We start from the raw sequence: 24272 nt of genomic DNA on the forward strand, positions 1-24272 counted from the left end.
TTATCGACTGGTCTGGGAACCATACGAACCCCGCCTCACCCGATAATAGTAAAGAGACGTACAGTCGTCGTTTTATGAAAGTCACCAAAAATAATATGTGTATGAGTGATGTATTTAGGAAATTATCTCCGCCTACAGTCGAGGCGATTCCCGCGTAGGGTCGGACACGTATAGACCCCGAGTAAAGCACCCTATCGACGCGCTATTAGGGAACGAATCACTAGACGAAGTATGCACACGATCGACGAAATCGACGTGGAGATTCTGTCCCTCCTGGGGGAAGACGCTCGTCGTCCGTTCAGCGACATCGCAGAGACGGTCGGACTATCGGGACCCGCCGTTTCTGACCGCGTCGCCCGCCTCCAGGACGCCGGCGTCATCAACCGGTTCACGATCGACGTGGACCGGTCGACGATCCAGGGAGGCGTTCCCGTCTTCGTCCAGGTCGAGGTTGTGGGTGCGGACGTCGACGCGCTCAGAGAGCGGATCGGCGACGCCGACGCGGTCGAGCACGTCTTCGTGACCGCCGAAGGTGACGTCTGGTTTTACGCCCGTGCAGAGGGGCGAAACGTTCGTCGCTGGCTCGAGGAGTTGCTCGAAAACGGCGACCTGGAGTATCGCGTTACGCTTATGGACGACGTCGAGTGGCGCCCGTCGCTCGGCGGAACCGCGTTCGCGCTGACCTGTGCGGAGTGCGGGAATACCGTCGACAGCGAGGGCGAATCGGCGACTATCGGTGGGGACGCCTACCACTTCTGCTGTTCGTCCTGTCGGGACCGATTCGAAACGCGGTACGCCCGACTCGAGGAAGGCGCCTAAGTAGACCGGAGGTGCGCCTCGGCTCGAATCGATAGGCGTCGCTCCGTGACGACGTAGCCGAAGGATTGTTGCGAGGGAAGATCACTGCCGCAGGACCTTCCGCATCTTACGATGCGAGGGGAGGGAATTGAACCCACGAACTCCTACGAGAGCGGATCTTGAGTCCGCCGCCGTTGGCCGCTTGGCTACCCTCGCACGCGCTAGCGAGTAAGAAGGTGGCCTTTGAATACTCTACGGTTTCGTTCACCCCTCGTCCTCGAGCGCCGGAAGCACGTGCTCCCCGAAGTCCTCGACGAACGCCGTCTGGTTCGTAGTGACGTTGTGCAGGTACACCCGGTCGACCTCGAGGTCGAAATCGGCCTCGAGCCACGCGACGTGCTCGTCGATGTCGGCCGAGACGCGGACGTTCTCCTCCACCTGCTCCCTGTCGACGCCTTCGGCCAGTTCGTCGAAGTCGCCGGGCGTCCGGAGTTGCTGGGTCACCGGCCCCGGCACGCAGTTGGTTCGCCACTGGTCGTAGGCGCCCTCGAGAGCGGCCTCGTCCGTCTCGTCGTAGGCGAGCTGGACTTTGAGGTAGACAGGCTTGTCCGGTGCCCGCTCTTTGAACGCCCGGACGCGCTCGGCATCAGCGTCGTGATCGGGCGTCCCGAGCGTGAGCAGGCCGTCGGCCCACTCCGCGAGCCACGCGGCGGTCTCGGGCGAGAGGGCGGCACCGACGAGCGGCGGCGGGGTCTCGGGGCGCGAGTAGAGTTTCGCCGCCTCGACCGTCACCCGGCCCTGGTGGGTCACCTCCTCGCCGTCCCAGAGCCGTCGCATCACGTCGGCACACTCCTGGAGGCGGGCGTTGCGCTCGTCCTTGACCGGCCAGTCGACGCCAGTGATACCCTCGTTGAGCAGCTGCCCGCTGCCGACGGTCAGCCAGAAGCGTTCCGGGTGAAGTTCGCGGAGGGTGGCCGCTGCCTGGGCGATCACTGCGGGGTGGTACCGGTAGCCCGGTGCGTTGACCGTCCCGAAGGTCATCGACGTCGCCTGTGCGGCGGCGCCGAGCCAGGACCAGACGTGCCCGGATTCCCCCTGTCGCTCGCTCCAGGGGTGGAAGTGGTCCGAGGCCAGACAGTGGTCGAGGCCGCGCGCTTCGGCGCGTTGCACGTACTCGAGCAACTCGCTCGGGGCGAACTGCTCGTGAGAGGCGTGGTAGCCGATAGTCATGTGGATCACTCTGGAGACGCGAACCGTCTCGAGACGGGTGCGGTTTCAACGAGGGTGACCGTATAAGTCGGGGACGCATTCGACGGCCGGGGCCGTTCCAGTCGTGTGGGTGGGCGGGCAGACATTTCAGGAGCCACGTTTATCCAAGACGTCGTGGAACGGGTCGGGTAGATGCGACGGCTTCGAAGAACGACCGATACAGGGACCAGATGAGCATGGGATATACGCCACTCACCGAGTACGGAATCATCGGCAACGACGACCGGATGGCTCTCGTCGATCGATCGGGGTCGATTGACTGGTGCTGCTTCCCCCACGCCGCGGGACCGAGCGTGTTCGCCCGCCTGCTCGACGACGAACGCGGCGGTCACTTCGCCGTCAGGCCGACGGACAGCTACGAGGTCGAACGAACCTACCGCGACCGGACGAACGTCCTGGAGACCACGTTTTCGACGCGCTCGGGGGAACTCGAGGTGACGGACTTCATGCCGGTCTGGGGTGACGACGACCGCGAACACGATGGCAATCAGAACCACGACGACCGCGACCAGCTCGCGATCTACCGACGCGTCTGGTGTACGAACGGGACGCTCACAGTCGAACTCGAGTTCGAGCCGCGGTTCGAGTACGGCCAGGCGCCGACGACCGTCTCCCGGACGGAGACAGGCTACCTGGCGACCGGCGATTCGAGGGCGAGCCCCGACTGGATCGAGCGCCAGGACGACCTCGTCCTCGAGGTCTGTGGCGAGTTCGAACCGAACGCGCTCGAGGATCGCGTCGTCGGCACGCGAACGCTGGTCGCGGGCGACGAGGTCTGGTTCTGTCTCCGGTACGGGATGGGCGAGCGCGACGGCGAAGGGGAACGGGAACCGGAGCCGGAACCGGAGTCGGAGCCGGAACCGGAACCAGCGTCGATCGCATCGTGTCGAAACGCGCTCGCCTCGACTGTCGACTACTGGCAATCCTGGACGGACTCGCTGATCGACGACGCGGCTCCGCTCGTCGACGACACCCCTTGGGGCGAGTACATCCTCCGGTCGGGACTGGTGCTCAAACTCCTGATCAACGAGGAGACGGGCGGCATCTACGCTGCAGCGACGACGTCGCTCCCGGAGAAGTACGGCACCGATCGCAACTGGGACTACCGGTACAACTGGATCCGGGACGCGAAGTTCACGATACAGGCCCTGCACAACCTGGGTCGAGACGAGGAAGCCCGGGACTACTTCGAGTGGTTCCGGGACATCGTCACCGAGCCACCGGGTGAGATGCAACCCGTCTACGGCGTCCACGGCGAGACGGACCTCACCGAACACGAACTCGAGGGGCTCTCGGGCTATCGCCACTCGACGCCGATTCGAGTCGGGAACGCGGCCGCGATGCAGAACCAGCACGACATCTACGGCGCCATCGTGCAGGCGATTTACGAGACGCTCGTCCACGACGGCGACCTCGACGACGACGAGTGGGCGGCGATCGAAGCGCTGGTCGATCACGTGTGCTCCGTCTGGTCGGAGCCCGATCACGGCATCTGGGAGTACCGTGACGAACAGCGTCACTACGTCCACTCGAAGCTCCTCTGCTGGGTCGCCCTCGAGCGGGGGATCACGCTCGCCGAGGATCACGACGTCGAGGCGCCCCTCGAGCGGTGGCGATCGGAGCGCCAGGCAGTCCGCGAGGCGATCCTCGAGCACGGCTACAGCGAGCGCGCGGGGTCGTTCGTCCAGCACTTCGATACGGAGACCGCACTCGACGCGTCCTGTCTCCTGATCCCGCTGTACGGGTTCCTCCCGCCGGACGACCCCCGGGTGACGTCGACGCTCGACACCGTCCTGGATGAGCTCGCGACCGACGAGGGCCTGGTCTACCGAACGAAGGGGAGCGAGGCCGTCCCCGACGTCCACGGAACGTTCGTCTTCTGCACCTGCTGGCTCGTCGACGCGCTCGTGCTGGCCGGCCGGGTCGACGCGGCGGAGGACATCTTCCACACCGTGCTCGAGCACGCCTCGCCGCTCGGGTTGCTGTCGGAGCGAATCGAACCCGAGACCGGCGAGCTCTTCGGCAATTTCCCGCAGGCGTTCAGCCACATCGGCCTCGTCAACAGCGCGATCTACCTGGCGAGCGCTCACGGCGATGCCGACGAGTTGAACCACGATCCGCGGAGAGACGATCGACGGTGACAGTGACGGCAGTACGTCGCGGGAATCGGCCGGCGTCGACAGCAATGTATCGTCGAACAGAACGATACGTACGGCAGAAGACGAGTGCGGCACCCCGCCTCGCGCGGAACCCGGGAACGACTCAGGACGACGGCGTCTCGAGGAGAATCGGCGTCGCTGGGCGGCGACGTTCGTCGTCCCGTTCGTGAGCGCGCTCGGCCGGTTCGGGTGGGTCGATGTGCGAGACGGCCTGGACGACGAGTTCCGTCTCGCTCGTCCGGGAACCGCCGGAGTCGGGGGAGGAGGGACCGTCCGAGGACTCGCCCCGTCCGTCGGAATCGTCCTGGTCGTACCGGGCCCCGCAATTGTGACACACGACCCCGCCGTCGACGTGGGCGAACAGCCGTTCGCCACACGCCACACATCGTTGCGACGGATAGATCATTACTTCCATTCGTCAATCGAATCCTATAAGCGCTCCGGCCAATCTACGACCCCGGGAACGGCTCGGCGGTTCGCACGGAGGCACCAAGACGTTTTACCCTGCCTCTCCTCTATCCGCTCGTGGACGAACACACACGAGCCCCCGACGTGGACCCACCGTCGGACTCGAGCGCGCCGACGGGCTGGCGGCCCGAACTCGACCGCTGGGAGCACGGAACGCTCCGGCGAGCGACGGTTCACGGCGTCAGACTGTTCAACGCCGGCGACTATCACGCGAGTCACGACTGTTTCGAGGACGAGTGGTACAACTACGGTCGCGGAACAGTCGAGAGCCAGTTCCTCCACGGCATGGTACAGGTCGCCGCCGGCGTCTACAAGCACGTCGACTTCGAGGACGACGACGGGATGCGAAGCCTGTTCGCCACCGCCCTGCAGTACCTCCACGAGGTCCCAAACGACTTCTACGGCGTCGACCTGCTCGAAGTCCGGACCACGTTGACGAACGCCCGAAACGACCCGTCGGTGCTCGACGGGTGGAAACTCCCGCTCGACGGTCGGCACCCGGAGGCGACCGAGGCCGACGTCGTCTACGCCGAGGGACTCGAGTAGGGGGTGTGTCGGCATCGGCCTCGCGACTGTCGTCACACGAGCAACTGACGCCACGCGAGTGCGAGTCGCCGAACTCGTACGAGCGACCAACACCCCTTCCCGGCTCCCCTCCCCCGCGCACACCGCCCGGACGGCGATCATTTCATCAGAAACTGAAGCTTTTTATCGCCGCCCGGCGAGCGTGAGACGTATGCGAGAGGCGCTTGCCGAGTGGCGGCCGGTGATCGACGACGCCATCGCCGAGATACTCCCACGGGAGGTCGACGGCGACGACCTGGAGGCGTTCTTCGGTGAGCCAACGTTCGCGTACGATCCGGAAGGGGTCCAGCGCGCGCTCGCCGATCCGCTCTGGGACCTCCTGGACCGCGGCGGCAAACGATGGCGGGCCGTCCTGTTTCTGGTGTTCGTCGACGCGCTCGGCGAGGATCCCGAGGCGTACCTCCCCTACGCCTGCATTCCCGAGATCCTTCACAACGGGACGATCATCGTCGACGACGTCGAGGACGGAGCGTCGATTCGACGCGGCGAACCGGCGATCCACCACGTTCACGGCGAAGACGTCGCCCTGAACGCCGGCAACGCGATGTACTTTCTCCCGCTGAAGATCCTGACGCACGATCCGGGCGACCTCGGTGCAGAAACACGGCTTCGAGCCTACGAGATGCTGCTGTACGAACTCAACCGGACCCACCTCGGCCAGGGGATGGACATCTGCTGGCACAACGAGCGCGGCGTTCGCATCTCGACCGAGCAGTACCTCGAGATGTGCGCCTGCAAGACCGGGTGTCTGAGCCGGATCGTCGCTCGGCTGGCAGCGATCGTCACCGATCAGTCGACGACCGTCGAGGAAGGGCTGGCCCAGTACGCGGAACTGACGGCCATCGCGTTCCAGATCGGCGACGACATCCTGGACATCGAGCATTCGCTGGGACGGGCCGGCGAGTTCGGCAAGGAGTTTGGCAACGACATACGGGAGGGGAAGACGACGCTGCTGGTCTTACACGCCATTGAAACCGCAAGCCCCGACCGAGCGGGTCGACTCGAGGAGATACTCGGAATGGAGGCCAATACTGACGAAGAGATTGCTGAAGCGCTCGCGATCCTGGAGGACGCGGGGAGCATCGAGTACGCCCGCGACCGCGCGCTCGAGTTCTCGGAACAGGCACGGGGGGCGCTCGAGGACCTGCCGATCGAGCTGGCACCGGGACCGAGAGCGCAGTTACTCGAGTTTACCGAGTTCGTCGTCGATCGGGACGTCTGAGGCCCATTTGCCGATTTCTCCGAGGTCAGGCGTTATCGCTCGTCGTTCTTGGCTGTCTCGATGTACGGTCGACAGACCCGCTCGACGCCTTCCTCGAAGTCGATCTCGGGGTTCCACCCGGTCGCGTCCCTGAACGTCGAACTGTCGGCGCAGGTGTCGTGGACGTAGTTGGTCAGCGGGATGGGTTCGTAGACCGGTTCGACGTCGGTCCCGAGGGCGTCGTTGAGCAGGTCGACCACCTCGTTGAACGAGTACGACTCCCCGGTCCCGAGGTTGTAGACGCCGTCGAGTCGGTGTTCGGCAGCGAGTTCGAGTCCCCGGACGACGTCCTGGACGTGCGTGAAGTCCCGGGTCTGGCTGCCGTCGCCCCACAGGACCGGCGGGGTGCCGTCGGCAATCTTCCCGGCGAACTGCGAGACGGTGTTCGCGAAGGTCCCCTTGTGGCTCTCCGCTCCGCCGTACCCCTGGTACACCGAGAAGAATCGCATGCCTGCCAGGGCGAGATCGTCGTAGAAGTCGTTGTAGTACTCCGCGTAGCGCTCCCTGGCGAGCATCGACGCGTCGTAGCCGGTCGAGGCGTCCACGGGGACGTCCTCGGGGGTCGGTTCGGTCCGGTCGCCGTAGATCGAGGAGGTCGACGCGTACACGACCGTCTCACAGCCGTCGGCCATCGCCTGCTCGACGACGTTGACGAACCCCTCGACGTTCACTCGCGTCCCCTCTCGTGGGTGGTCCTCGAGCAATTGTCGACTCGAGAGCGCCGCCAGGTGGTAGACGACGTCGACGTCGGTCGGGAGGTCGTCGTCCAGGACGTCCGCCTCGACGTACGTGACCGCGTCCTCGAGGTTGTCGACCGTGCCGAGAAAGCCATTGTCGAGGGCGACGACGTCGTTGTCCGCGGCGAGCGCGTTCGCGAGGTTCGAGCCGATGAACCCCGTGCCGCCGGTGACGAGGACTCGCTTTCCGTCCATAGCGAATCGTTCCGACCTTCGTCATATAGGGGTACTGATTGCTGATTGCCCGGGTCGTCGCGTGCGGACCGCGCACAGACCGTGTCGAACTGTGCTCGGGACGCCGACGGTCGGTGAGCGAGCGGCACTCGGGACGCTGAGGATCGACCGCCGCCGTAACCAACTGAGAGTCCGACGATCAGCCGTCGAACAACCGTCGATCAGTCCTCGTGAGACGGCTGCCACTGCAAATCCTCGAGCGCGGACGCCGCCGGCGTCGTCAGCGGCACGTTGTGGTACAGTTGCTCGAGGTGGACCAGCGTCCGGTCGATGGCGTAGCGTTCGACGGCCGCTCGGGTATCGCGGTCGGTCTCGAGACAGGACTCGATTCCCTCGGCCATCGCCTCGAGGTCACCGAGGGCGAACCGGTCGCCGTTCTCGGGCTGGATCGTCTCGTCGAACGGCGGGACGTCAGCGGCCGCGACCGGCGTCCCGCAGGCGTTCGCCTCGAGCGTCGACAGACCCAGGGTGTCGCCCGTCGAGGCCGTCACGAAGACGTCGATGGAGGAGTAGAAGGTGGGGACGTCCTCGCGCGGGAGGAAGTCCCGCAGGGTGACGTTCTCGGGTGCCTGCGCCTCGAGCGGTTCGCGATACGGCCCCTCGCCGACGACGACGAACTCGTACTCGGGCAGTTTGGCGGCGACGCGCAGGACCTCGTCGACGTTCTTCTCCATGCTCAACCGGCCGCTGTACCCGACGACCGTCTGGTCCGGATCGGGGTACCAGTCCTCGTCGGTCGGCTGGAAGAACTCCATGTCGATGCCGACCGGGAGTTCGATGTACTCGACGGCACGGTTGATTCGACTCGTCGAGGCCGTGACCACGTCGAAACTCCCGAGCAAGGAGTTCTCCCAGGGGACGTACAACTTGCTCAGGCCCCGAGCGACCGTTCTCGACTTCACGCTCTGGTGGAAGTACTCCTCGAGCGGCGTGTGGTGGGTGTAAATCGACGGCACGTCGTGCTTCCAGGCGTAGTATCGCCCGAGGATGCCCACCGGAGCGGGACCGTGGCAGTGGACGATGTCGAGATCCGGCAGTTTCGAGGTTCGCTTGAACAGCGGAATCCGATACCCTCGGTAGAACGGATTCGGCAGGGAACGGACCGGAATCTCGTTCTCGTCCGGTTCGTAGTCGCCGTCCGGATACACGACGTACACCTCGTGTCCCTTCGCCTCGAGTTCCGCCCGCCAGAGGTCGATCGTGTAGGTGACGCCGTCGATGCCGGGGAAGTAGCTGTCGGTGAAGAAGCCGATCTTCATTCAGGCCACCTCCGCGTACAGGGTCTCGTAGCGACCGGCGACCGCCGAGAGCGAGAACGCCTCGCTTCGGTTCGCGGCGTTTTCGCCCAGCCGCTGACGGACGTCGGGATCGCGAAGCCGCTCGATCGCCGCCTCGAACCCCTCGGTGCCGTCCGCGTCGACTTTCAGGCAGTCCTCGCCGTCCTGGAGCCAGGAGAACGTCTCGATGTCGCGGACGACGACGGGTTTGCCGGCCGCCATCGCCTCAAGCAGGGCGATGCCCTCGTTCTCCTCGTGGGTCGGGAAGAAGAAGACGTCACCCGCCGCGAACGCGCCGCGGATGTCCTCGACGTAGCCGGTGAACGTGCAGTTCGACGGGGCGTCGTCGACGAGACGGAGCGTCTCCCGACCCTTCAGTGAGCGATCCACGGGGCCGAACCAGACGAAGTCGACGTCCGGAAGCCGCCGCGCCGTCTCGACGAACGTCTCGAGTCCCTTGCGCTTGATGACGTGGCCGACGAGGAAGACGACGGGGGACTCGAGGTCGTAGCGCTCCCGGTAGGTCTCTTCGAGCGACTCGAATCCCTCGAGTTTCTCGACGTCGACGCCGTTGGAGATGACGGTCGTCGGTACGTCGGCGTACGACTCGATCAGAGCCTGGTTGTACGCCGAGGGGCAGACGAGGGCGTCGGCCAGGCCGTAGGCCCGCTCGAGGTACGGCCGCAGTGGCTTCGCCAGCGCGTTGGTGAACCGGAAGCTGTCGCCGAAATCTTCGGCGGTGACGTGAGTGTTGGCGACGACCGGAACCCCCCTCGAGCGAGCGCGCCGGGCGTACCAGACCGACCGCGGCCCCATGAGGTTGCAGTGAAACACGTCGACGTCGAGTCGGGGCTCGGTCGTGTACGCGACGTCGAGTCGATCCAGCATCTTGCGCTGGTGGGCGACCGACTCCCGGATGCCGCCCGTAACGTGCTCTTCGAACTCGAAGTAGTGGGAAACCTTCACGCGACGTCACCTCTCGTTGCCAATCCGTTTGGTAGCAACTGATTCGTGCCCGCCGACGGACCGCCCCACCGACTCACTCGAGGACGAGCCACGGTACCTCCACGAGCGCCGGAATGTGCGTTTCGATGTGATGCTCCCAGACGCCCTCTTCACCGAACGCCTCGCCGTGATCGGCGGTGACGACGACTCGGCCCTCGAGTTCCGGGACGAGGGCCGCGACGGACTCGAGGGCGATACGCAGGTTCTCCTCGTAGAGGGCAATTGCGGCGTCACGGGTTCCGTTGCGGACGAGGTCCGTCGGATCGAGTTCGAGCCAGAGGCCGGCTTTCTGGGCGAGTTCGCTCCCCTCGAGGGTCGACTCCACCTTCGGCCTGACCGTCTCGCCGAGGGAGTCGAGGACGCCCCCATCGTCCTCGTCTCCGTCGGCTTCGTCCTGGCGACGGATTCCCTTCTGGATCTGCTGGAGTTTCTGGCCAGTACCGCGGGACAGGTACGGCGCGTGGGGTTGCATGTAGTGGAGGACCGTCCGATCGGCCGTCTCGGCCAGGTCGCGGCGCTCGGCGAACGACTCCGCTACGCTGTCGGGCGGGACGGTCCCGAGGTCGTCGTCCCACCCGTGCTTCCAGACGTCGACGACGTCGCTGATGTGTTCGTTCGCCGTCCACTCGTAGTCGCAGCTAGCACCCCACCTGAGTTCGTTCAACGGAATCCCGAGGTCGTTGATGAACGGGTTCCCCGAAAAGTACGCGATGTCGTGGTCGCCGGTGAACGTTCGATACGCCCACTCCGGCGTCGACGATCCCGTACTCCGGCGCTTCTCGAGCGTGCCTTCGAGGTACTCGTCGTACACCTCGCTAAACACGTCGTATCGACACGCGTCCAGGACGAGACAGTAGTCCCACGGTGAGTCGAGGAGACGCTGACTTTTCATCTGTTATGTCCCGTTTGCTATCCAATCGACGTATCTTTACTGGTTCGTCGGCTGGCAGCAAAAAACCGGTACTTGCGCCGAGTTCGAGACGAATCAGGACGTTCAAGGGGATCGGACCGTACTCTCACGTATGGCACCTGGGAGTCGGCGGGCCTTACTTCTCGGCGCGTTCGGCGCGCTCGCGGTGTTCGTCGTCCTGTTCGTCGTCGTCGGCGCCGAGTACGTCATCGACGCGCTGCTGGCAGCCGACCCGGCGTTCGTCGCGGCGACGATCATCCTCGGCCTCGCTTGGCTCGCGTCCTGGAGCCTCATGCTCCGAAGCGTGCTCGAGACCCTCGGCGTCGGCGTCACCGTCGGGAAGGCCTTCCTGGTCTACGCGGGGGCTGTCTTCGCGAACAACGTGACGCCGTTCGGACAGGCCGGCGGGGAACCCTTCTCCGCGCTGCTCATCTCCAGGAGCACGGGTGCGAAGTACGAGACCGGCCTCGCCGGTATCGCCACCGTCGACGTCTCCAACGTCGCTCCGTCCGTCCTCCTGGCACTCGTGGGCGTCGGTTACTACGCGACGACCGCCACCGTCGGTGAACGCCTCGAAAACGCACTGACGGGTGCGCTCGTGCTCGTAACCGTTCTCGGACTGGTACTCGCGCTCGGGTGGGCCGTTCGAGACCGTATCGAGGCCTATGTTCCAGCGACCATCGCGAAGGTAGCCGGTCGATTCGGCGGTGGTCGACTCAATCCAGTCGCGCTCGAGCGCGAAATCGCGGGACGGGTGGCGCACTTCTTCGCAGACCTCCGTCGAGTCGGAACGAGTCGCCGACAGCTCGCGTTCATCGTCGGTCTCTCGCTTCTCGGCTGGCTCTTCCAGGCGGCGGCCCTCCTCGCGGCGTTCGCTGCCGTCGGGCACAGCGTGCACGTCTCCGTCGTTCTCTTCGCGATTCCGCTGGCCAATCTGGCCGGCGCCGCGCCGCTTCCGGGTGGGCTCGGGGGCATCGAAGCGGCGTTCGTCCTCCTGCTCGTCCCGACGACCGCCGTTCCGGTTCCCGAGATCACCGCCGCCGTCCTCATCTTTCGTGGAGCCGTCTACTGGCTCCCGATGCTCATTGGCGGGAGTTCGACGGCCGCGATGGGAATCTGGACGGTCGCCTGATCCGCTCGTCGTCAGGTCGGGATTCCCCGTCGACCATCACCATCGATCACGGGCGAACGACCACCGATACGAGCCGCCGATCGTCTCAGTCGCCAATCTCGGAGGCGACGCTCTCCTCACCGTCCTCGAGCGGCGACGGCGCGTCCGCTTCGCCCTCGAACGTCTCGACGATGCGCGTCGCCACGACGACGCTCCAGGTGCCGAGGACGAGGCCGGCAACGACGTCCGTGAGCCAGTGGATGCCGAGTACCATGGTCGACAGAACGACCGCCGCGGCCGTAATCGAGGACACGTAAGACCACAGCGGGTACGTCTTCCGGGTCTGCCAGGCGAACAGCGCGACGACGACCGCGAGGGAGGTGTGCAACGACGGAAAGACGTCCGTGTTGGAGGACACGGCGGCCGTCAGCGTCTGCGTCTCCGGGTAGATCTCGTACATCAACCCATCGACGTGCTGTGGCACTCGATTTCGGGGGCCATAGGCGATGAAGAGCGTGTACAGGATCGCCCCAACGGTGTAGTTGAGAACGTAGGCGGTGAGGATTCCCTTGAGGTGCCTGCTCGAGGCGTGTACGAAGTACAGTACGAGCGGGACGACGAGCAGGTACGGGAATCCGAACATGTACATCGCCGAAAAGAAGGCGATCGAGGCGTCGGGAACCGTGGCCTGCAGGTCGGCAACGAACAGTCCCTCGAGTTCATACAGCGAGTCGGTGATGTCCCAGCCGAGCGCGCGGGAGATGCGGAGACTGAGACCGTTCGTTGCCTGTTTCGCCAGGAAAAAGACCCCCGCAACGCCGAGGTACGGCGCTATTTCGACGAGTCGTCGGTCGACATCGGTGATGGCGTGACGGAACTGCTCGTGGGTCGTACAGAACGCACAGGTCGTGACGAGACCGGTTGCGACGATCAATCCAGTAACGAAGACGACAGTGAGGAGGGCCATTGCGTGTGGTTAGTGGAGGTATCTCGAAATGGGCAAACTGTCAACGGAGGGCATTAGAACACTCTTGAGGAGAGATGTGCCGGGTGTGGTGACAAAGGTGGCAGTGCATCGTCATGTATTCAGATCCGACGGGAACGTATATGGAAGTATCGATAATCGGCTCCATCGATACGTCGTTCGGGCGCCTACCTCACCCTACCTTTTATTCGCGCCGTGGCGTATCACCGTCCATGGTCGACGTTCTTGCAGACGAAGTCGTCCGGTTCGTCCAGGCGACTAGTCCGGAACCGGACGAGACGCTCGCCGAGATGGACGAGTACGCGGCCGCCGAGGGCTTCCCCCACGTCGGTCCCGAAGTCGGCGGCTTCCTCCGCCTGATCGCTCGACTCGCCGACGCCGAGCGCATCTTCGAGTTCGGCTCCGGCTACGGCTACTCCGCGTACTGGCTCGCCGAGGCACTCCCCGACGACGGCGAAATCGTCCTCACCGAAGTCGACGCGGACGAACTCGAGTTGGCGAAGTCCTACCTGGAGCGCGGCGGCTACGACGCCCTCGCCAGCTACGAACTCGGGGACGCACTCGAGACGGTCGAGGACTACGAGGGGCCGTTCGACGTGGTGCTAATCGACCACCAGAAACACCGCTACGCCGAGGCGTTCGCAGCCACCAAGCCGAAACTCTCCGTTGGCGGGGTGATCGTCGCGGACAACGCGATGCGAGCGGGGATCATTCAGTTCGAGAAACTCCTCGAGATCGTCGAGGGTGGCGATCCGGACGACGTCAACGAGCACACGCGGGGTATTGCAACGTACCTCGAGACCGTTCGTGCCGATCCGGACTTCGAAACGGTGGTGCTCCCACTGGGGGAAGGGATCGCGGTGAGCTATCGGGTTCGGTAGCCAGGACAGGAGGCGTCGACGGTGCCTCGCTTTCCAACCCTCCGATAGGAGCCTGTCACCAGTTTACAGGAAGACGCCGCCAGCCACTCACGGACAAAGTTATATTTTTCACACCAATCTACTATATTTACTGTAGTTAGGAGAAGGCACCTCATCATGCCGGCGGGTCAGAGAAGGGGCAGTGCGGAGCACCTCCAAGCCGTCGCTCGAGGTTCCCGAGTCGAGTATGCAAAAAGTGAGCTAGTACTCGTAGTCCTGCTCGACGACGGACTCCTCGGCCGGAATCGCGTCGGTTCCGGCGTTGTACTCCTGGAAGGCGAGGAACGTCGTCGTCGAGGCGGCGCCGACGAGCGTCGCCCAGGTCAGTGCGGTGAACCCGGCGACGACACCGCCGGTGGGAGCCGGAAGGGCCGCACCGGTCGCCTCGAGACCCGGTAGGTGGAGGCCGGCGACGGCGATGAACGCGAGCCAGAGGCCGATCGAGCGGCGCGCCAGCGTCGGTCTGGAAACGCGTCGTGCGTAGCACGCGACGCCGTAGACGCCCACGACGGCGAGGGCAGCGCCCAGCGTCGTCTCGAGCGTCGTTGGTTCCAGAGAAGCGGTTCCTGCGGTTACCAGTCCCGAGACGCCGAAGGCGCCGAGAGACAGGGCGAGTACGGGTCGAACCGAGTGTGTACGGAGATCGCTCACGTCGTGCACCGGTCGTTGGTGGGTGCAGAACACGGTGGGGTATATACCTGTTGGCTGTCCCAGTGACGCGGGAACGAATCACACAGCCGCGTCCGAGTCGAGTCGCCAGGACAGGACGACGCCACCGTCGAGTCGCTTGACGTCTTCGAGCGCGAGTTCCGGAAAGTCCCCGACGAACCCCTCCCCGTCGGCCAGCGTCGGGGCGTCTCGACCGCCGATGATCCGCGGACCGACGAACACCCGCAACTCGTCGACCAGATCGGTCTCGACCAGCGAGAAGATGAGTTCGCCGCCACCCTCGACCATGATCGACTCGAGCCCGGCCGACTCGAGGGCGGCGAACGCCTCGGGGAGGTCGACGCTACCCGTTCCCGCGGGTACGACCGTCGCGTGCTCAGCGAGGCCATCGACGTTCTCGGTGGGCGCATCCTGGGTCACGCAGACGTAGGTTTCGGCGGCATCGTCGATCACGGCCGCCTCAGGCGGTATTCGTCCACGCGAGTCTACGACCACGCGGGCGGGCGACGGTGATTTGCCAGCCTCGAGCCGTCGCTGTCGCCGTTTGTCGTCCTTGACGGTCAGGTGCGGGTCGTCGGCCAGCACCGTCCCGACGCCGACGACGACGGCGTCGCTCGCCGCCCGGAGCGCATCCATCCGGTCGAAGTCCGCCTCGCCGCTGATGCGGATCTGCTCTCGGTACCTCGAGGAGAGTTTTCCGTCGGCGCTCATCGCGGCGTTTACGACGACGTGCATACCGCTTCTCTGGCGCCGTCGGTAAAGAAAGCACCGCGAACGCCACGGAGGAGCGATGGGCGGAACTGGAAGAACGAGCGATGAGCGATGAACTGGAAACACAAATTTCGCGTCCACACGGGCGCGTTTTACTTTCACTCCGTTCCGGGAACGCTTTTTACCTCGCCGTTCGAAGTGAACCCGATGGATATCGATACCCATGCCGAGGATCTCGCCTCCGATCTCGGTGTTGACAAAGAGGAGGTCAAAGCAGACCTGCAGAATTTACTCGAGTACAGCGTTCCACTCGACGAGGCCACACAGAGCCTCCGTCGAAAGTACGGCGACGGCTCGAGCGGCGGCTCGAGCGGTGCGCCCTCGGCCAGAGACGTCGGGGAGATCACGCCCGACGACGGCTCCGTGACGGTCACCGGGGTCGTCCTGAGTGCCGGGGAGCGGTCGATCCGCTACCAGGGCTCGGACCACGTCATCGTCGAGGGCGAACTCGCCGACGAGACCGGCGTGATCGACTTCACCGCCTGGGAGGACTTCGGCCTCTCGCCGGGCGACACGATCACCGCGGGCAACGCCGGCGTCCGCGAGTGGGACGGCGAACCCGAACTCAACCTCGGGGAGAGTACGTCGCTGTCGTTCCTCGAGGAGTCCCTCGAGATCCCCTACGAGGTCGGCGGCGACGCCGACCTCGCCGACCTCAGGACGGGCGACCGCGCGAAGACGATCGAGGTCGCCGTCCTGGAGTGCGAGGAACGGACGATCAACGGCCGGGACGGCGAGACCGAGATCCTCAGCGGGGTCTTCGGCGACGAGAGCGGTCGACTGCCGTTCACGAACTGGGATCCGGTCCCAGAGATCGAGGAGGGCGCCTCCGTTCACATCGAGAACGCCTACGTCCGTGAGTTTCGCGGCGTGCCCGAAGTGAACGTCTCCGAATTCTCGACGGTGACAGCCCTCGAGACGGACGTCGACGTCGGCTCAGACGCGCCCAGACTCCCCATCGGAGAGGCCGTCGCGACCGGCGGCGTCTACGACGTGGAACTCGTCGGGAACCTGCTGGCCGTCCGCGACGGCTCCGGGCTGATCCAGCGCTGTCCCGAGTGCAATCGCGTGATCCAGAAGGGGCAGTGTCGCACCCACGGCGACGTCGACGGCGTCGACGACCTCCGGGTGAAGGCGATCCTGGACGACGGCACCGGCGCCGTGACGGTAATCCTGGACGACGAACTCACCGAGGACGTCTACGGCGGTGACCTGGAGGATGCGAAGGACGAGGCCCGCGAGGCGATGGACCAGGAGGCCGTCGCGGACACCATCCGGGAGAACGTCGTCGGCACGGAGTACCGCGTTCGCGGCCACCTCTCGGTCGACGAGTACGGCGCGAACCTGGACGCCAGCACGTTCGCCGAAAGCGACGACGATCCCGTCGAACGCGCTCGAGCGTTGCTGGATGGCCGTAACCGCGGGACGGAGGTGGACGCATGAGTTCGAATTCCGAGGAGGAGGTGCCGGGGCGCGAGGTCGCCTATCGGGTGTTCGCAGGGGAGTTCGACGACGCCGATTACTCCCACGCCGAGAGCGACGAGGAGCGAGCGCCGAATTACGTCATCACCCCGACTGGAGCACGACTCAACCGGGTGTTCGTCGTCGGGGCGCTCACGGAGGTCACGGCAGTCAACGACGAGATGCTCCGCGCACGCGTCGTCGATCCGACCGGCGCGTTCGTCGTCTACGCCGGCCAGTACCAGCCCGACGAACTCGCCTTCCTCGAACGGATCGACCCGCCGGCGTTCGTGGCCGTCACGGGCAAGGCGCGCACGTTCCAGCCCGACGATTCAGACGTCGTCTACACGTCGATCCGCCCCGAGAGCATCGCGACGGTCGACCCCGAGACGCGGGAGCGCTGGGTGGTTTCGGCGGCCGAACAGACCCTCGAGCGTGTCGGCACCTACGCGGCAGCGGCCGACCTCGAGGCCTCGGGTGCCGCGCTCGAGACGGCCCTGCACGAGGCGGGCGTCGAACGCGGCCTCGCCGCCGGAATCCCGCTCGCCCAGGACCACTACGGGACCACGCCTGCCTACCTCGAGAGTGTTCGCGACCTCGCGCTCGACGCGGCCGCGGTCGTGGCCGGCGACAGAGACGAGGTGCGCGGGCTGGACCGACGGCCGAGCGATTCGCAACCGGATGCGTCGAGTTTCACCGCGCTGGCGAGCGCCGAGTCCGTCGACCTGGACCTGAACATAGACCTGGACCTGGATGTGGACGGCGACGGCGACGGCGACCTCCAGGACGCCCCAGTCCAGGAGGGGAGCGAATCCGAGGCGCCGGCGACGGCTGAATCCGGGGCAGAATCCGCCGATCTCGAGGTTGACGATACCAGTGGAGACGACGACGCGAGCGGAGATGATCAACTGGGCGACTTCGACGCCGGAGAATCGGATTCGACGGCGGACGAACTCGGCGATTTCGATGCCGATGCCGATGCCGAGGACGAGGACGAGGAAGCCACCGCCGAGGAGTCGGGTTCGATGGTCGACGAGGAATCCGTCGGTGAGGAACCCCTCGATGAGGAATCCGTCGACGTCGGCCAGAACGGCGACATCGAGGAGGACGAACTCGAGGATGCCTCCGGCATGTACGAGATGGACGACGAGGAACGCGAGCAAATCGAGGCCGAGTTCGGGACCGAGTTCTCGACGGGAGCGGACGTCGACGAGCCGGGTGAGGCGGACATCGACGTGCCAGCGGGCGACGAGTCGGTCGGGGGCGCCGAAGACGACGATGTGGAACCCAAAGCCGACGAAGACGAGAGTGTTGAGGAGGCCGGGGAAGCCGACGAAGACGAAGGAGTCGACGAGGGCGACGAAAAAGAGAGTGCCGGGGAAACCGAAGATGACGAGCAAGCCGACGCAGACCAGGCAGACGAGGGAGACGACGGCGAAGAGGAGACCGACATCGAGAACGTCGACCTCCAGGACCTCGTCGTCGAGACGATGACCGAACTCGACGACGGCGACGGCGCGGATCGATCAGCCGTGATCGACACCGTCACCGACGAGACCGGGGCCGACGAGGACGACGTCGAAGAGGCCATCGACGACGCCCTGATGGGCGGGCAGTGTTACGAGCCCGGGGACGGCAAACTGAAGGCCATCTGAGCCGATGGCCCGCCTCGAGCCCGTGCCCGACGAACCGGTGGCGGTCGCGGAACTGGACGACGAACGCGCGCTCGTGATCGCGGACTACCACGCCGGCTACGAGGTGGGGTTGCGCTACGAGCGCGGCGTCGACGTCCCCAGTCGAGCAGACGAGCGTCGAACCCGGTTGTGCTCGCTGCTCGAACGAACCGCCGCGAGTCGGCTGATCGTCCTCGGCGACCTGATGCACGCCATCGGCGATCCAGGCGGCGCGGAGCGAGGCGAACTCGAGGTGCTGTTCGAGTCGCTTCCCGACGGTGTCTCGGTGACGCTGGTCCGGGGCAATCACGACGGAGCCATCGAGGGATGGCTGGGGACGGGGTACGAGGGGTTCGACGGTTCTGGGAACCAAGACGGCGGCGGCACCGTCGAGGGTGAACTGGGCGGTACGCAGCTTCGGATCACGGACGGCAGCGGCGTCCGACTCGATGGTCTCGGCTGTTGTCACGGTCACACCTGGCCCGACCGGTCGGTACTCGAGGCCGGCATCGTCTGTCTCGGCCACGAACACCCCACCGTTCGACTCGAGGACGACGTCGGCGGCGCCCGGGTCGAGCGCGTCTGGCTTCGCGGACGACTCGACCCTGATCCGTTTCGCGAGCGTGACGACGAGGACTACGACGGACTACCGTGGCTCGAGGGCGACGCGGACCCGCCCGAGGTCGTGGTCGTGCCGGCGTTCAACGACCTGGCAGGCGGGACGTGGACCAACCGCGAGAACCAGTCGTTTTTGGCGCCGTTTTTGCCGGCAGGGCTCGACTCGACGGAGTCGTACCTGCTCGACGGGACTCGACTCGGGCCCTATCAGCGCGTGTGAGCGTTATCGATCAGTTGCCGGCGTCTCGTTTTCCAGTGCCCGCCGTACCCGCTCCAGGACGACCGGGTTGTCGCTGGGTCGGCCGACGCTGACCGCGTCGGCGCCGTAGGCGAGGTACTCACGAACCGTCGACTCGTCGCGGACGCCGTTGTTGGCGATCACGTACAGGTCGCAGGCGTCGGTGACGTCGGCGATGACTGATTCGGAGTCCATCGCGTCGACGTGGACGAACGACGCGCCGGCGGCCTCGAGCGAGCGACACAGCGCCGGCAAGTCGACGCCGGGGACCTCAGCGCGGATCTTGACGCCGACGGTCGCGCCGCAGTCCACGGCGGTGGCGACGTACTCGCCGAGTCGGTCCGTGTCTCGCAGGAGCGTTTCGCCACAGCCGACCGCACAGAGTTCGGGCTGGCGGCAGTGGGCGTTGATCTCGAGCAACGCATCTCGCTTCCGGCAGACGCGAGCGACGGCCGGGATGGCGTCGGCGCTCGCGCTCCTGACGTTGATACCCGCTTGCAGGGGCTCGTCCTGGAGCGCGGCGAGTTGATCGTCGACGAACGCGACCGGGTCGTCGGGCAGGAATTCGGTCCGGTCGCGGGCGACGAGTTCGCGGGCGGCCTCGCGGGACGGGGCGTCGAGGGCGATACCACCGAGGAACGCACAGCCGGCCCACTCGGCGGCCGCGAGGGCCCACTCGGCGTCCGATTGTCCCGAGAGGCTGGCCAGTACGAGTGGCGGGGAGGGCGAGAGTGGTGCGGAGGGTGAGAGCGGTGACATCGGTCAGGCGACTATTGAGAGCGCCTCGTCGATGGCCTGGATCACGCGACCGGCGTCCTCCGGCGAGTCGATCCGGATGTCGGTCTGGATCGTCGGCCGGTCGAACTCGGTCGGGTCGTCGCTGTCGATGACGAACGCGTCGGCGAAGGGGTACGCCGTCGCCAGGCCGGCCGTGTTCGGCGTCGCGCCGACGGCCTCCATCAGGTCGCTGGCCGGGCCGGAAAAGGGCTCGTTGCCCAGGAACGGCGAGACGGCGACGACGGGGGTCTCCATCAGCGCCCTCGCGACGCCGGGCAGCGCGAGCATCGGCCCGATGCTCGTTACCGGGTTCGAGGGACCGATCACGACGGCGTCGGAGAGCGCCTCGAGCACTCCCGGGGCCGGTTCGGCGGTCGACGAGCCCCGGAACTCGACGTTCGTGATCGTCGGTTCCCCTCGGTGGGCGACCCAGTACTCCTGGAAGTGCATCAGGCCGTCCTCGGTATGGATCAGGCTCGCGACGGCGTCGTCGCTCATCGGTAGGACGTCGATCGTCAGCCCGAATCCGTCGGCGAGGACGTCGGTGGCCTCCGAAAGCGTGTGTCCCTGGTCGAGGAGACTGGTCCGCGTGAGGTGAACTGCTCGGTCGCGATCGCCGATCGTCATGAACTCCGCGATGCCCGAGAATCGACGCCACCGGGCGATGTCGCGACCCTCTGTCTGTCTCGAGGCCTCGAGATACTGCGGGCCGTCGGCGAGGTTGGCCGCCGCGGCGATGTCCGAGAGCGCCGAGTGCGTGCGGTGGGTGTCACCCCTGATTCCCCACCACCGTTCGCGGTCGAGGACGCCGCCGCCCTGAAAGAGAAGTGTGTCGACGTCGGGAGAGACGAAGAGACCGCCGAGTTCGATGTCGTCGCCGGTGTTGGCGATGACGGTAATCTCGTCCGGCGAGAACGCCGCTCCGGCCCCGTCTAACAGCTTCGGCGTACCGGTACCCCCGGAGAGGAACGTAACCATACGCGTCCGTTTCCGCTGGGGGGCTTAAGCAGTTGCGGCCAGATCCTGGGGGCTGATAGTGACGGGTCGTTTTCCGCTTCCCGAATCCGGACGCGGGTCAGTGAGTTACGTCCAGTCCGCGAAACTCCCCTCGAACAGCGTCTCGGCTTGCTGATCGACGTACCGACGTTGCATCACCTCGATGGCGCCCGCGAGCGATTCCCCCGAGGCGACCTCGTCGGCCACCAGTTCGTGTTTCCAGCGGGCTGGGGTCAGTCCCTGGCGGACGCGGCGACGAAGCGGATGGAGGTAGGCCGCGACCTCCTCGTCGGTCAGACCGCGACTCGAGAGGCCGTCTTCGGCGTGGGCGAAGAGATCCTCGTAGACGGATTCCGTGTCGCTCGTCGATTGCCCGTCGTTCGTGATCCACTCGATGTCGGCTGCCAGCCCGTCGCGCATCGCGGCGTAAAAGTTCTCGCGAGCGATCTCCCAGTCGAGTTCGCGAACGGGGTGTTCGAGGTGGGTGAGGCTCTCCAGGAGACCCGCGTACGCCGCGAGGAACGCGACGGAGTCCCGGACGGTCGGCTGGGCCGGAATCGGGCGAAATTCGATGCGGGCGTTCGCCGCCGATCGACTCGAGCCGTCGAAGACCGGGCGGACCCACCGCCAGTAGGTGCCGTGTTTGCGCCGGAAGTGGGCGAACTGGTCGTCGAATCTGTCGCCGTCGCCGACCGGCATCGGGACGAGGGTGTCGTCGGTGGCGATTCGCTCGGCGGCCTCCTCGACGCTCTCGAGGTCGCGTGGGAACCGAACTTTGCCGGCCCCGGCCGAGGGATCGTTCAGGACGGTCTCGAAGATGCTGATCCGGTGTTCCATCCAGGCGTCTCGGAGGACGTCCTCGGCGGACGCGCCCTCGTCGTAGAGATCCGCGGGGAGGAACGGTGAGTTGACCCCCAGTGCGAGCAGCGGGCCGGCGATCCTGACGGCGTAGTCGAAGTACACCGGGAGGTCGGGGGCGTGGGGGACCTGGTAGTGGGGCTGTATCGAGGTGATGAGGCTCTCCGGCATCGCGGTTTCGGCGGCGAGCGAGACGTTCGGACAGTCGAGGACCATCCCGGCGGCCTCGGCACGGTCGGTGTTGGCCATCGCGTGGTAACGGGCGGCGTCGCTCATGTTCGTCGCGAGCGTGACGGTGCGCGAGTCGTTGCCCGCTCCCTCGCTGTCGCCGTCCGGAGAATCATCGACTTCGAGCGTCCGTTCGATCGTGTCCGTCAGATACTCGTGAGCCGATTCGCCCGCGGGCGGGAGGGTCCAGAGGCCATCGCTGACCAGGCACATTCCCTCCGCGTTCGCGACGTTCTCGGCCGCGCGAAGGCGGGCGAGAATCTCCGATTCCTGGGCGCGAAGCCCGTCGGCGTTGAGTGGTTGCGGACTCGTCGTCATCTCCGCGTTGTGGAGGCCGAGTTCTTTCTCGAAGCCCATCAACTCGAGGAGGCGCCGAGGAACGCGCTTGAGCGCGGCGGTTTCGGCGTCGACGGCGTAGAATTCGTACTCGAAGCCGACGATCGCCTGCGGGTTGTCGAACGCGCCCGACTCGATTCCCTCGACGATGACGTCGGCTTCCTCGATCGCACGGTCGCGAAACGACTCGGTATCGACGGCGAGTACCTCCTCGAGACGCGACGCGAGTTCCTCGGCTCCCATACCACCGAGTCTGCTTTCCAGCGGGTTAAATGCAGTTATCCCCCGAGCGGATACTGTACTCGAGTTTTCGGCCCGGTCCGGGGACTGGCGGCCTGCATTCCCGGATGACCGGCTGGTAGGGAGCGATTGGACCGCGAAACGGTACCGTGTCGCAGGTCGTAAGTCGAAGATCGTGGTTGCGGGTCGCGGTGAGCTCGAGGGCAAACGCCTCGAGAGCGCGCATCCACTCGCTGATCGCGACCAGATGGCCCGTCCAGGACAAGCCACCGAAAACACTCTTCAGAACCGGACCATCACCGAATGTGAGAGGTGGTCGAATTTCGTTGCCTTCCTGCCGGATGAGTGGATTCCCCATCGAGCGGACTACGAGTCGTTTGAGCCAGAAACTCGCTCATCGAGGAAGACGCACACCGGCAGCCAGCAGTAGTGATGAAAATGTAACACCTAAACCGTCCTAAACGTTAATAGGCCAGATTTTGTATCTTTACCGGCTTACAGATGCCATCCAGTGATCCCCCCTACGAGAAATTGATCGAAAATGCTCCTATCGGCATCTTCCGGGTTCCGGTCGACGATATGGATCTCGAAGCTTCCGAGGTCGACCTAGAGAATCAGTACGCCAATCGGCGGCTCGCCAGAATGCTTTCTTTCGATTCGGTCGAACAGCTTCGCTCGGAAATTTCGTCCATCGAATACGCGGATCCACAGGACGCCGAGCGATTCGAAGAACAGCTCAAACGAACGGGTCGCGTGGACGCGTTCGAAACGCAACTTCTCGGGAACGACGGCGAGACGATAGACGTACTCGTCTCTGGAACCGTCGACGATGGGGAGTTCATCGCCTACGTCACCGACATTTCCGAGCGGAAACGACTCGAGCGGAAGACGGCCGAACAGGCCGAAGCGATTCTCGAACAGTCGACGCCGATCGTCGAAATCTGGGATTGCATCACGCTCGCAACTGTGGTCGGAACGCTGGATACGGCTCGCGCACAGCGGCTCACCGAGGAGTTGCTCACCGAACTCACGGAGAACGGGGCGGAGATTGCGCTGATCGACATCACCGGCGTTCCGAACGTGGACACGGCGACGGCACAGCACCTCACCGATACGGTAAACGCCGTATCGCTGCTGGGCAGCGAAGTCATCATCACCGGGATCAATCCCGACATCGCCCAGACGCTGGTCCAGCTCGGGATCACGATGGACGACATCCGAACCAGATCCACGTTGAGCGAGGGGCTGGAACTCGGACTGCACCTCACCCAGAACATCGACATCGTGACGAATGCGTCTCAATCTACCTAACATGACCCACACAGATCGCGTCACCGTTATCCAGGTGCGAGGAACGTTGATCGCGACCCTCCCCCCACACCCGTCGGACAGTACGATCGACGACCTCCAGGAACGCATTCTCGAGCGTATCAACCAGACGAACCTCGAACGTATCGAGGGAGTCGTGCTCGATGTCTCCGACGTGCAAACGGTCGACTCGTTCTTCGCCCGGGTGATCGTCGAGACGGCGAAGATGGTCGAATTGATGGGCGTTCGACCGATTCTCGTCGGCATCGGCCCCGCCATCGCCATCACGGTGACCGAACTCGGGTTCGACCTGGGTGGTGTGCAGACCGCCAGGAGTATCGATGCGGCGCTAGACGCCCTCGAGATAGATTCGGGGTGAG

23 protein-coding genes and 1 tRNA gene are annotated in these 24272 nt (G+C 65.2%); 11 read left to right on the plus strand and 13 right to left on the minus strand.

What is annotated here, in order from left to right:
- Positions 1-231 precede the first annotated feature (231 nt).
- Entirely contained in the window at positions 232-819 is a 588-nt protein-coding gene (locus NGM15_RS03790; RefSeq protein WP_253435465.1) for an AsnC family transcriptional regulator, read from the plus strand.
- Positions 820-931: 112 nt separating this feature from the next.
- Here the strand turns inward: NGM15_RS03790 and NGM15_RS03795 are convergent.
- A tRNA-Leu gene (locus NGM15_RS03795) sits at positions 932-1014 on the minus strand.
- A 48-nt stretch (positions 1015-1062) separates the two neighbouring features.
- On the minus strand, positions 1063-2028 hold the full coding sequence (locus NGM15_RS03800) for a TIGR03885 family FMN-dependent LLM class oxidoreductase (protein WP_253435467.1): 966 nt from the start codon (positions 2026-2028) through the stop codon (positions 1063-1065).
- Between the two features lie 209 nt (positions 2029-2237).
- On the opposite strand from NGM15_RS03800, the gene NGM15_RS03805 reads away from it, so the two are divergent.
- Positions 2238-4208, plus strand: a complete 1971-nt coding sequence (locus NGM15_RS03805; protein WP_253435470.1) for a glycoside hydrolase family 15 protein — start codon at positions 2238-2240, stop codon at positions 4206-4208.
- Positions 4209-4329: 121 nt separating this feature from the next.
- On the opposite strand, the gene NGM15_RS03810 is transcribed toward NGM15_RS03805, so the two are convergent.
- Entirely contained in the window at positions 4330-4632 is a 303-nt protein-coding gene (locus NGM15_RS03810; protein ID WP_253438279.1) for a hypothetical protein, read from the minus strand.
- Positions 4633-4751: 119 nt separating this feature from the next.
- Between NGM15_RS03810 and NGM15_RS03815 the strand changes: the two genes are divergently transcribed.
- Both NGM15_RS03815 and NGM15_RS03820 read left to right on the plus strand, forming a co-directional pair.
- Entirely contained in the window at positions 4752-5240 is a 489-nt protein-coding gene (locus NGM15_RS03815; protein WP_253435473.1) for a DUF309 domain-containing protein, read from the plus strand.
- A 190-nt stretch (positions 5241-5430) separates the two neighbouring features.
- Complete coding sequence (locus NGM15_RS03820; protein WP_253435476.1) at positions 5431-6501, plus strand: polyprenyl synthetase family protein; 1071 nt, start codon at positions 5431-5433, stop codon at positions 6499-6501.
- 32 nt (positions 6502-6533) lie between these two features.
- Here the strand turns inward: NGM15_RS03820 and NGM15_RS03825 are convergent, their stop codons facing one another.
- From NGM15_RS03825 to NGM15_RS03840, 4 genes are all read right to left on the minus strand, one after another.
- Entirely contained in the window at positions 6534-7472 is a 939-nt protein-coding gene (locus NGM15_RS03825) for an NAD-dependent epimerase/dehydratase family protein (RefSeq protein WP_253435478.1), read from the minus strand.
- 200 nt (positions 7473-7672) lie between these two features.
- Positions 7673-8770, minus strand: a complete 1098-nt coding sequence (locus NGM15_RS03830; RefSeq protein WP_253435480.1) for a glycosyltransferase — start codon at positions 8768-8770, stop codon at positions 7673-7675.
- Entirely contained in the window at positions 8771-9754 is a 984-nt protein-coding gene (locus NGM15_RS03835) for a glycosyltransferase family 4 protein (RefSeq protein WP_253435482.1), read from the minus strand. It lies immediately after the preceding gene.
- 73 nt (positions 9755-9827) lie between these two features.
- Positions 9828-10685, minus strand: coding sequence for a hypothetical protein (locus NGM15_RS03840; RefSeq protein ID WP_253435485.1), 858 nt, complete (start codon positions 10683-10685; stop codon positions 9828-9830).
- Between the two features lie 130 nt (positions 10686-10815).
- Here NGM15_RS03840 and NGM15_RS03845 point away from each other — a divergent pair, with 130 nt between their 5' ends.
- A complete protein-coding gene (locus NGM15_RS03845; RefSeq protein ID WP_253435488.1) occupies positions 10816-11835 on the plus strand; it encodes a lysylphosphatidylglycerol synthase transmembrane domain-containing protein in 1020 nt (339 codons plus the stop codon).
- 85 nt (positions 11836-11920) lie between these two features.
- On the opposite strand, the gene NGM15_RS03850 is transcribed toward NGM15_RS03845, so the two are convergent.
- Positions 11921-12781 carry a phosphatase PAP2 family protein gene (locus NGM15_RS03850; protein WP_253435491.1) on the minus strand — a complete coding sequence of 287 codons (861 nt, stop codon included), beginning with the start codon at positions 12779-12781 and terminating at the stop codon, positions 11921-11923.
- A gap of 230 nt (positions 12782-13011) precedes the next feature.
- Here NGM15_RS03850 and NGM15_RS03855 point away from each other — a divergent pair, with 230 nt between their 5' ends.
- The gene (locus tag NGM15_RS03855) at positions 13012-13680 is read left to right on the plus strand and encodes an O-methyltransferase (RefSeq protein WP_253435494.1); all 669 of its coding nucleotides are present in this window, start codon (positions 13012-13014) and stop codon (positions 13678-13680) included.
- A gap of 240 nt (positions 13681-13920) precedes the next feature.
- Here the strand turns inward: NGM15_RS03855 and NGM15_RS03860 are convergent, their stop codons facing one another.
- Together NGM15_RS03860 and NGM15_RS03865 are read right to left on the minus strand one after the other, a co-directional pair.
- Positions 13921-14370, minus strand: a complete 450-nt coding sequence (locus NGM15_RS03860; RefSeq protein ID WP_253435496.1) for a hypothetical protein — start codon at positions 14368-14370, stop codon at positions 13921-13923.
- Between the two features lie 78 nt (positions 14371-14448).
- Positions 14449-15123, minus strand: a complete 675-nt coding sequence (locus NGM15_RS03865; RefSeq protein ID WP_253435499.1) for a 2,5-diamino-6-(ribosylamino)-4(3H)-pyrimidinone 5'-phosphate reductase — start codon at positions 15121-15123, stop codon at positions 14449-14451.
- A gap of 183 nt (positions 15124-15306) precedes the next feature.
- On the opposite strand from NGM15_RS03865, the gene NGM15_RS03870 reads away from it, so the two are divergent.
- Genes NGM15_RS03870 through NGM15_RS03880 form a run of 3 tightly spaced genes read left to right on the plus strand, consistent with a single transcriptional unit; the run spans position 15307 to position 19131 of the window.
- Complete coding sequence (locus NGM15_RS03870; RefSeq protein ID WP_253435501.1) at positions 15307-16602, plus strand: Single-stranded DNA binding protein; 1296 nt, start codon at positions 15307-15309, stop codon at positions 16600-16602.
- Complete coding sequence (locus NGM15_RS03875) at positions 16599-18275, plus strand: hypothetical protein (protein WP_253435504.1); 1677 nt, start codon at positions 16599-16601, stop codon at positions 18273-18275. Before NGM15_RS03870 ends, NGM15_RS03875 begins: the two co-directional genes overlap by 4 nt.
- Positions 18276-18279: 4 nt before the next feature.
- Positions 18280-19131 (plus strand): metallophosphoesterase, encoded by an 852-nt coding sequence (locus NGM15_RS03880; RefSeq protein ID WP_253435507.1) that lies wholly within the window; start codon positions 18280-18282, stop codon positions 19129-19131.
- 3 nt (positions 19132-19134) lie between these two features.
- Here the strand turns inward: NGM15_RS03880 and NGM15_RS03885 are convergent, their stop codons facing one another.
- From NGM15_RS03885 to NGM15_RS03895, 3 genes are all read right to left on the minus strand, one after another.
- Complete coding sequence (locus tag NGM15_RS03885) at positions 19135-19908, minus strand: tRNA-dihydrouridine synthase (RefSeq protein WP_253435510.1); 774 nt, start codon at positions 19906-19908, stop codon at positions 19135-19137.
- Between the two features lie 3 nt (positions 19909-19911).
- The gene (gene cofD / locus NGM15_RS03890) at positions 19912-20904 is read right to left on the minus strand and encodes a 2-phospho-L-lactate transferase (RefSeq protein ID WP_253435513.1); all 993 of its coding nucleotides are present in this window, start codon (positions 20902-20904) and stop codon (positions 19912-19914) included.
- Between the two features lie 105 nt (positions 20905-21009).
- Positions 21010-22587, minus strand: coding sequence for a glutamate-cysteine ligase family protein (locus NGM15_RS03895; protein WP_253435514.1), 1578 nt, complete (start codon positions 22585-22587; stop codon positions 21010-21012).
- Between the two features lie 576 nt (positions 22588-23163).
- On the opposite strand from NGM15_RS03895, the gene NGM15_RS03900 reads away from it, so the two are divergent.
- A complete protein-coding gene (locus NGM15_RS03900) occupies positions 23164-23895 on the plus strand; it encodes an STAS domain-containing protein (protein ID WP_253435517.1) in 732 nt (243 codons plus the stop codon).
- Between the two features lies 1 nt (position 23896).
- Positions 23897-24271, plus strand: a complete 375-nt coding sequence (locus NGM15_RS03905; RefSeq protein ID WP_253435519.1) for an STAS domain-containing protein — start codon at positions 23897-23899, stop codon at positions 24269-24271.
- Position 24272: the final 1 nt, after the last annotated feature.

This window comes from Natronosalvus halobius, from assembly GCF_024138145.1.
Classification (GTDB): Archaea; Halobacteriota; Halobacteria; order Halobacteriales; family Natrialbaceae; genus Natronosalvus; species Natronosalvus halobius.

Coding starts and splice junctions, on each gene's coding strand:
- NGM15_RS03790 (WP_253435465.1), top strand. CDS start 232: ATGCACACGATCGACGAAATCGACGTGGAGATTCTGTCCCTCCTGGGG.
- NGM15_RS03800 (WP_253435467.1), bottom strand. CDS start 2,028: ATGACTATCGGCTACCACGCCTCTCACGAGCAGTTCGCCCCGAGCGAG.
- NGM15_RS03805 (WP_253435470.1), top strand. CDS start 2,238: ATGAGCATGGGATATACGCCACTCACCGAGTACGGAATCATCGGCAAC.
- NGM15_RS03810 (WP_253438279.1), bottom strand. CDS start 4,632: ATGATCTATCCGTCGCAACGATGTGTGGCGTGTGGCGAACGGCTGTTC.
- NGM15_RS03820 (WP_253435476.1), top strand. CDS start 5,431: ATGCGAGAGGCGCTTGCCGAGTGGCGGCCGGTGATCGACGACGCCATC.
- NGM15_RS03825 (WP_253435478.1), bottom strand. CDS start 7,472: ATGGACGGAAAGCGAGTCCTCGTCACCGGCGGCACGGGGTTCATCGGC.
- NGM15_RS03830 (WP_253435480.1), bottom strand. CDS start 8,770: ATGAAGATCGGCTTCTTCACCGACAGCTACTTCCCCGGCATCGACGGC.
- NGM15_RS03840 (WP_253435485.1), bottom strand. CDS start 10,685: ATGAAAAGTCAGCGTCTCCTCGACTCACCGTGGGACTACTGTCTCGTC.
- NGM15_RS03845 (WP_253435488.1), top strand. CDS start 10,816: ATGGCACCTGGGAGTCGGCGGGCCTTACTTCTCGGCGCGTTCGGCGCG.
- NGM15_RS03850 (WP_253435491.1), bottom strand. CDS start 12,781: ATGGCCCTCCTCACTGTCGTCTTCGTTACTGGATTGATCGTCGCAACC.
- NGM15_RS03855 (WP_253435494.1), top strand. CDS start 13,012: ATGGTCGACGTTCTTGCAGACGAAGTCGTCCGGTTCGTCCAGGCGACT.
- NGM15_RS03865 (WP_253435499.1), bottom strand. CDS start 15,123: ATGCACGTCGTCGTAAACGCCGCGATGAGCGCCGACGGAAAACTCTCC.
- NGM15_RS03870 (WP_253435501.1), top strand. CDS start 15,307: ATGGATATCGATACCCATGCCGAGGATCTCGCCTCCGATCTCGGTGTT.
- NGM15_RS03875 (WP_253435504.1), top strand. CDS start 16,599: ATGAGTTCGAATTCCGAGGAGGAGGTGCCGGGGCGCGAGGTCGCCTAT.
- NGM15_RS03880 (WP_253435507.1), top strand. CDS start 18,280: ATGGCCCGCCTCGAGCCCGTGCCCGACGAACCGGTGGCGGTCGCGGAA.
- NGM15_RS03885 (WP_253435510.1), bottom strand. CDS start 19,908: ATGTCACCGCTCTCACCCTCCGCACCACTCTCGCCCTCCCCGCCACTC.
- cofD (WP_253435513.1), bottom strand. CDS start 20,904: ATGGTTACGTTCCTCTCCGGGGGTACCGGTACGCCGAAGCTGTTAGAC.
- NGM15_RS03895 (WP_253435514.1), bottom strand. CDS start 22,587: ATGGGAGCCGAGGAACTCGCGTCGCGTCTCGAGGAGGTACTCGCCGTC.
- NGM15_RS03900 (WP_253435517.1), top strand. CDS start 23,164: ATGGATCTCGAAGCTTCCGAGGTCGACCTAGAGAATCAGTACGCCAAT.
- NGM15_RS03905 (WP_253435519.1), top strand. CDS start 23,897: ATGACCCACACAGATCGCGTCACCGTTATCCAGGTGCGAGGAACGTTG.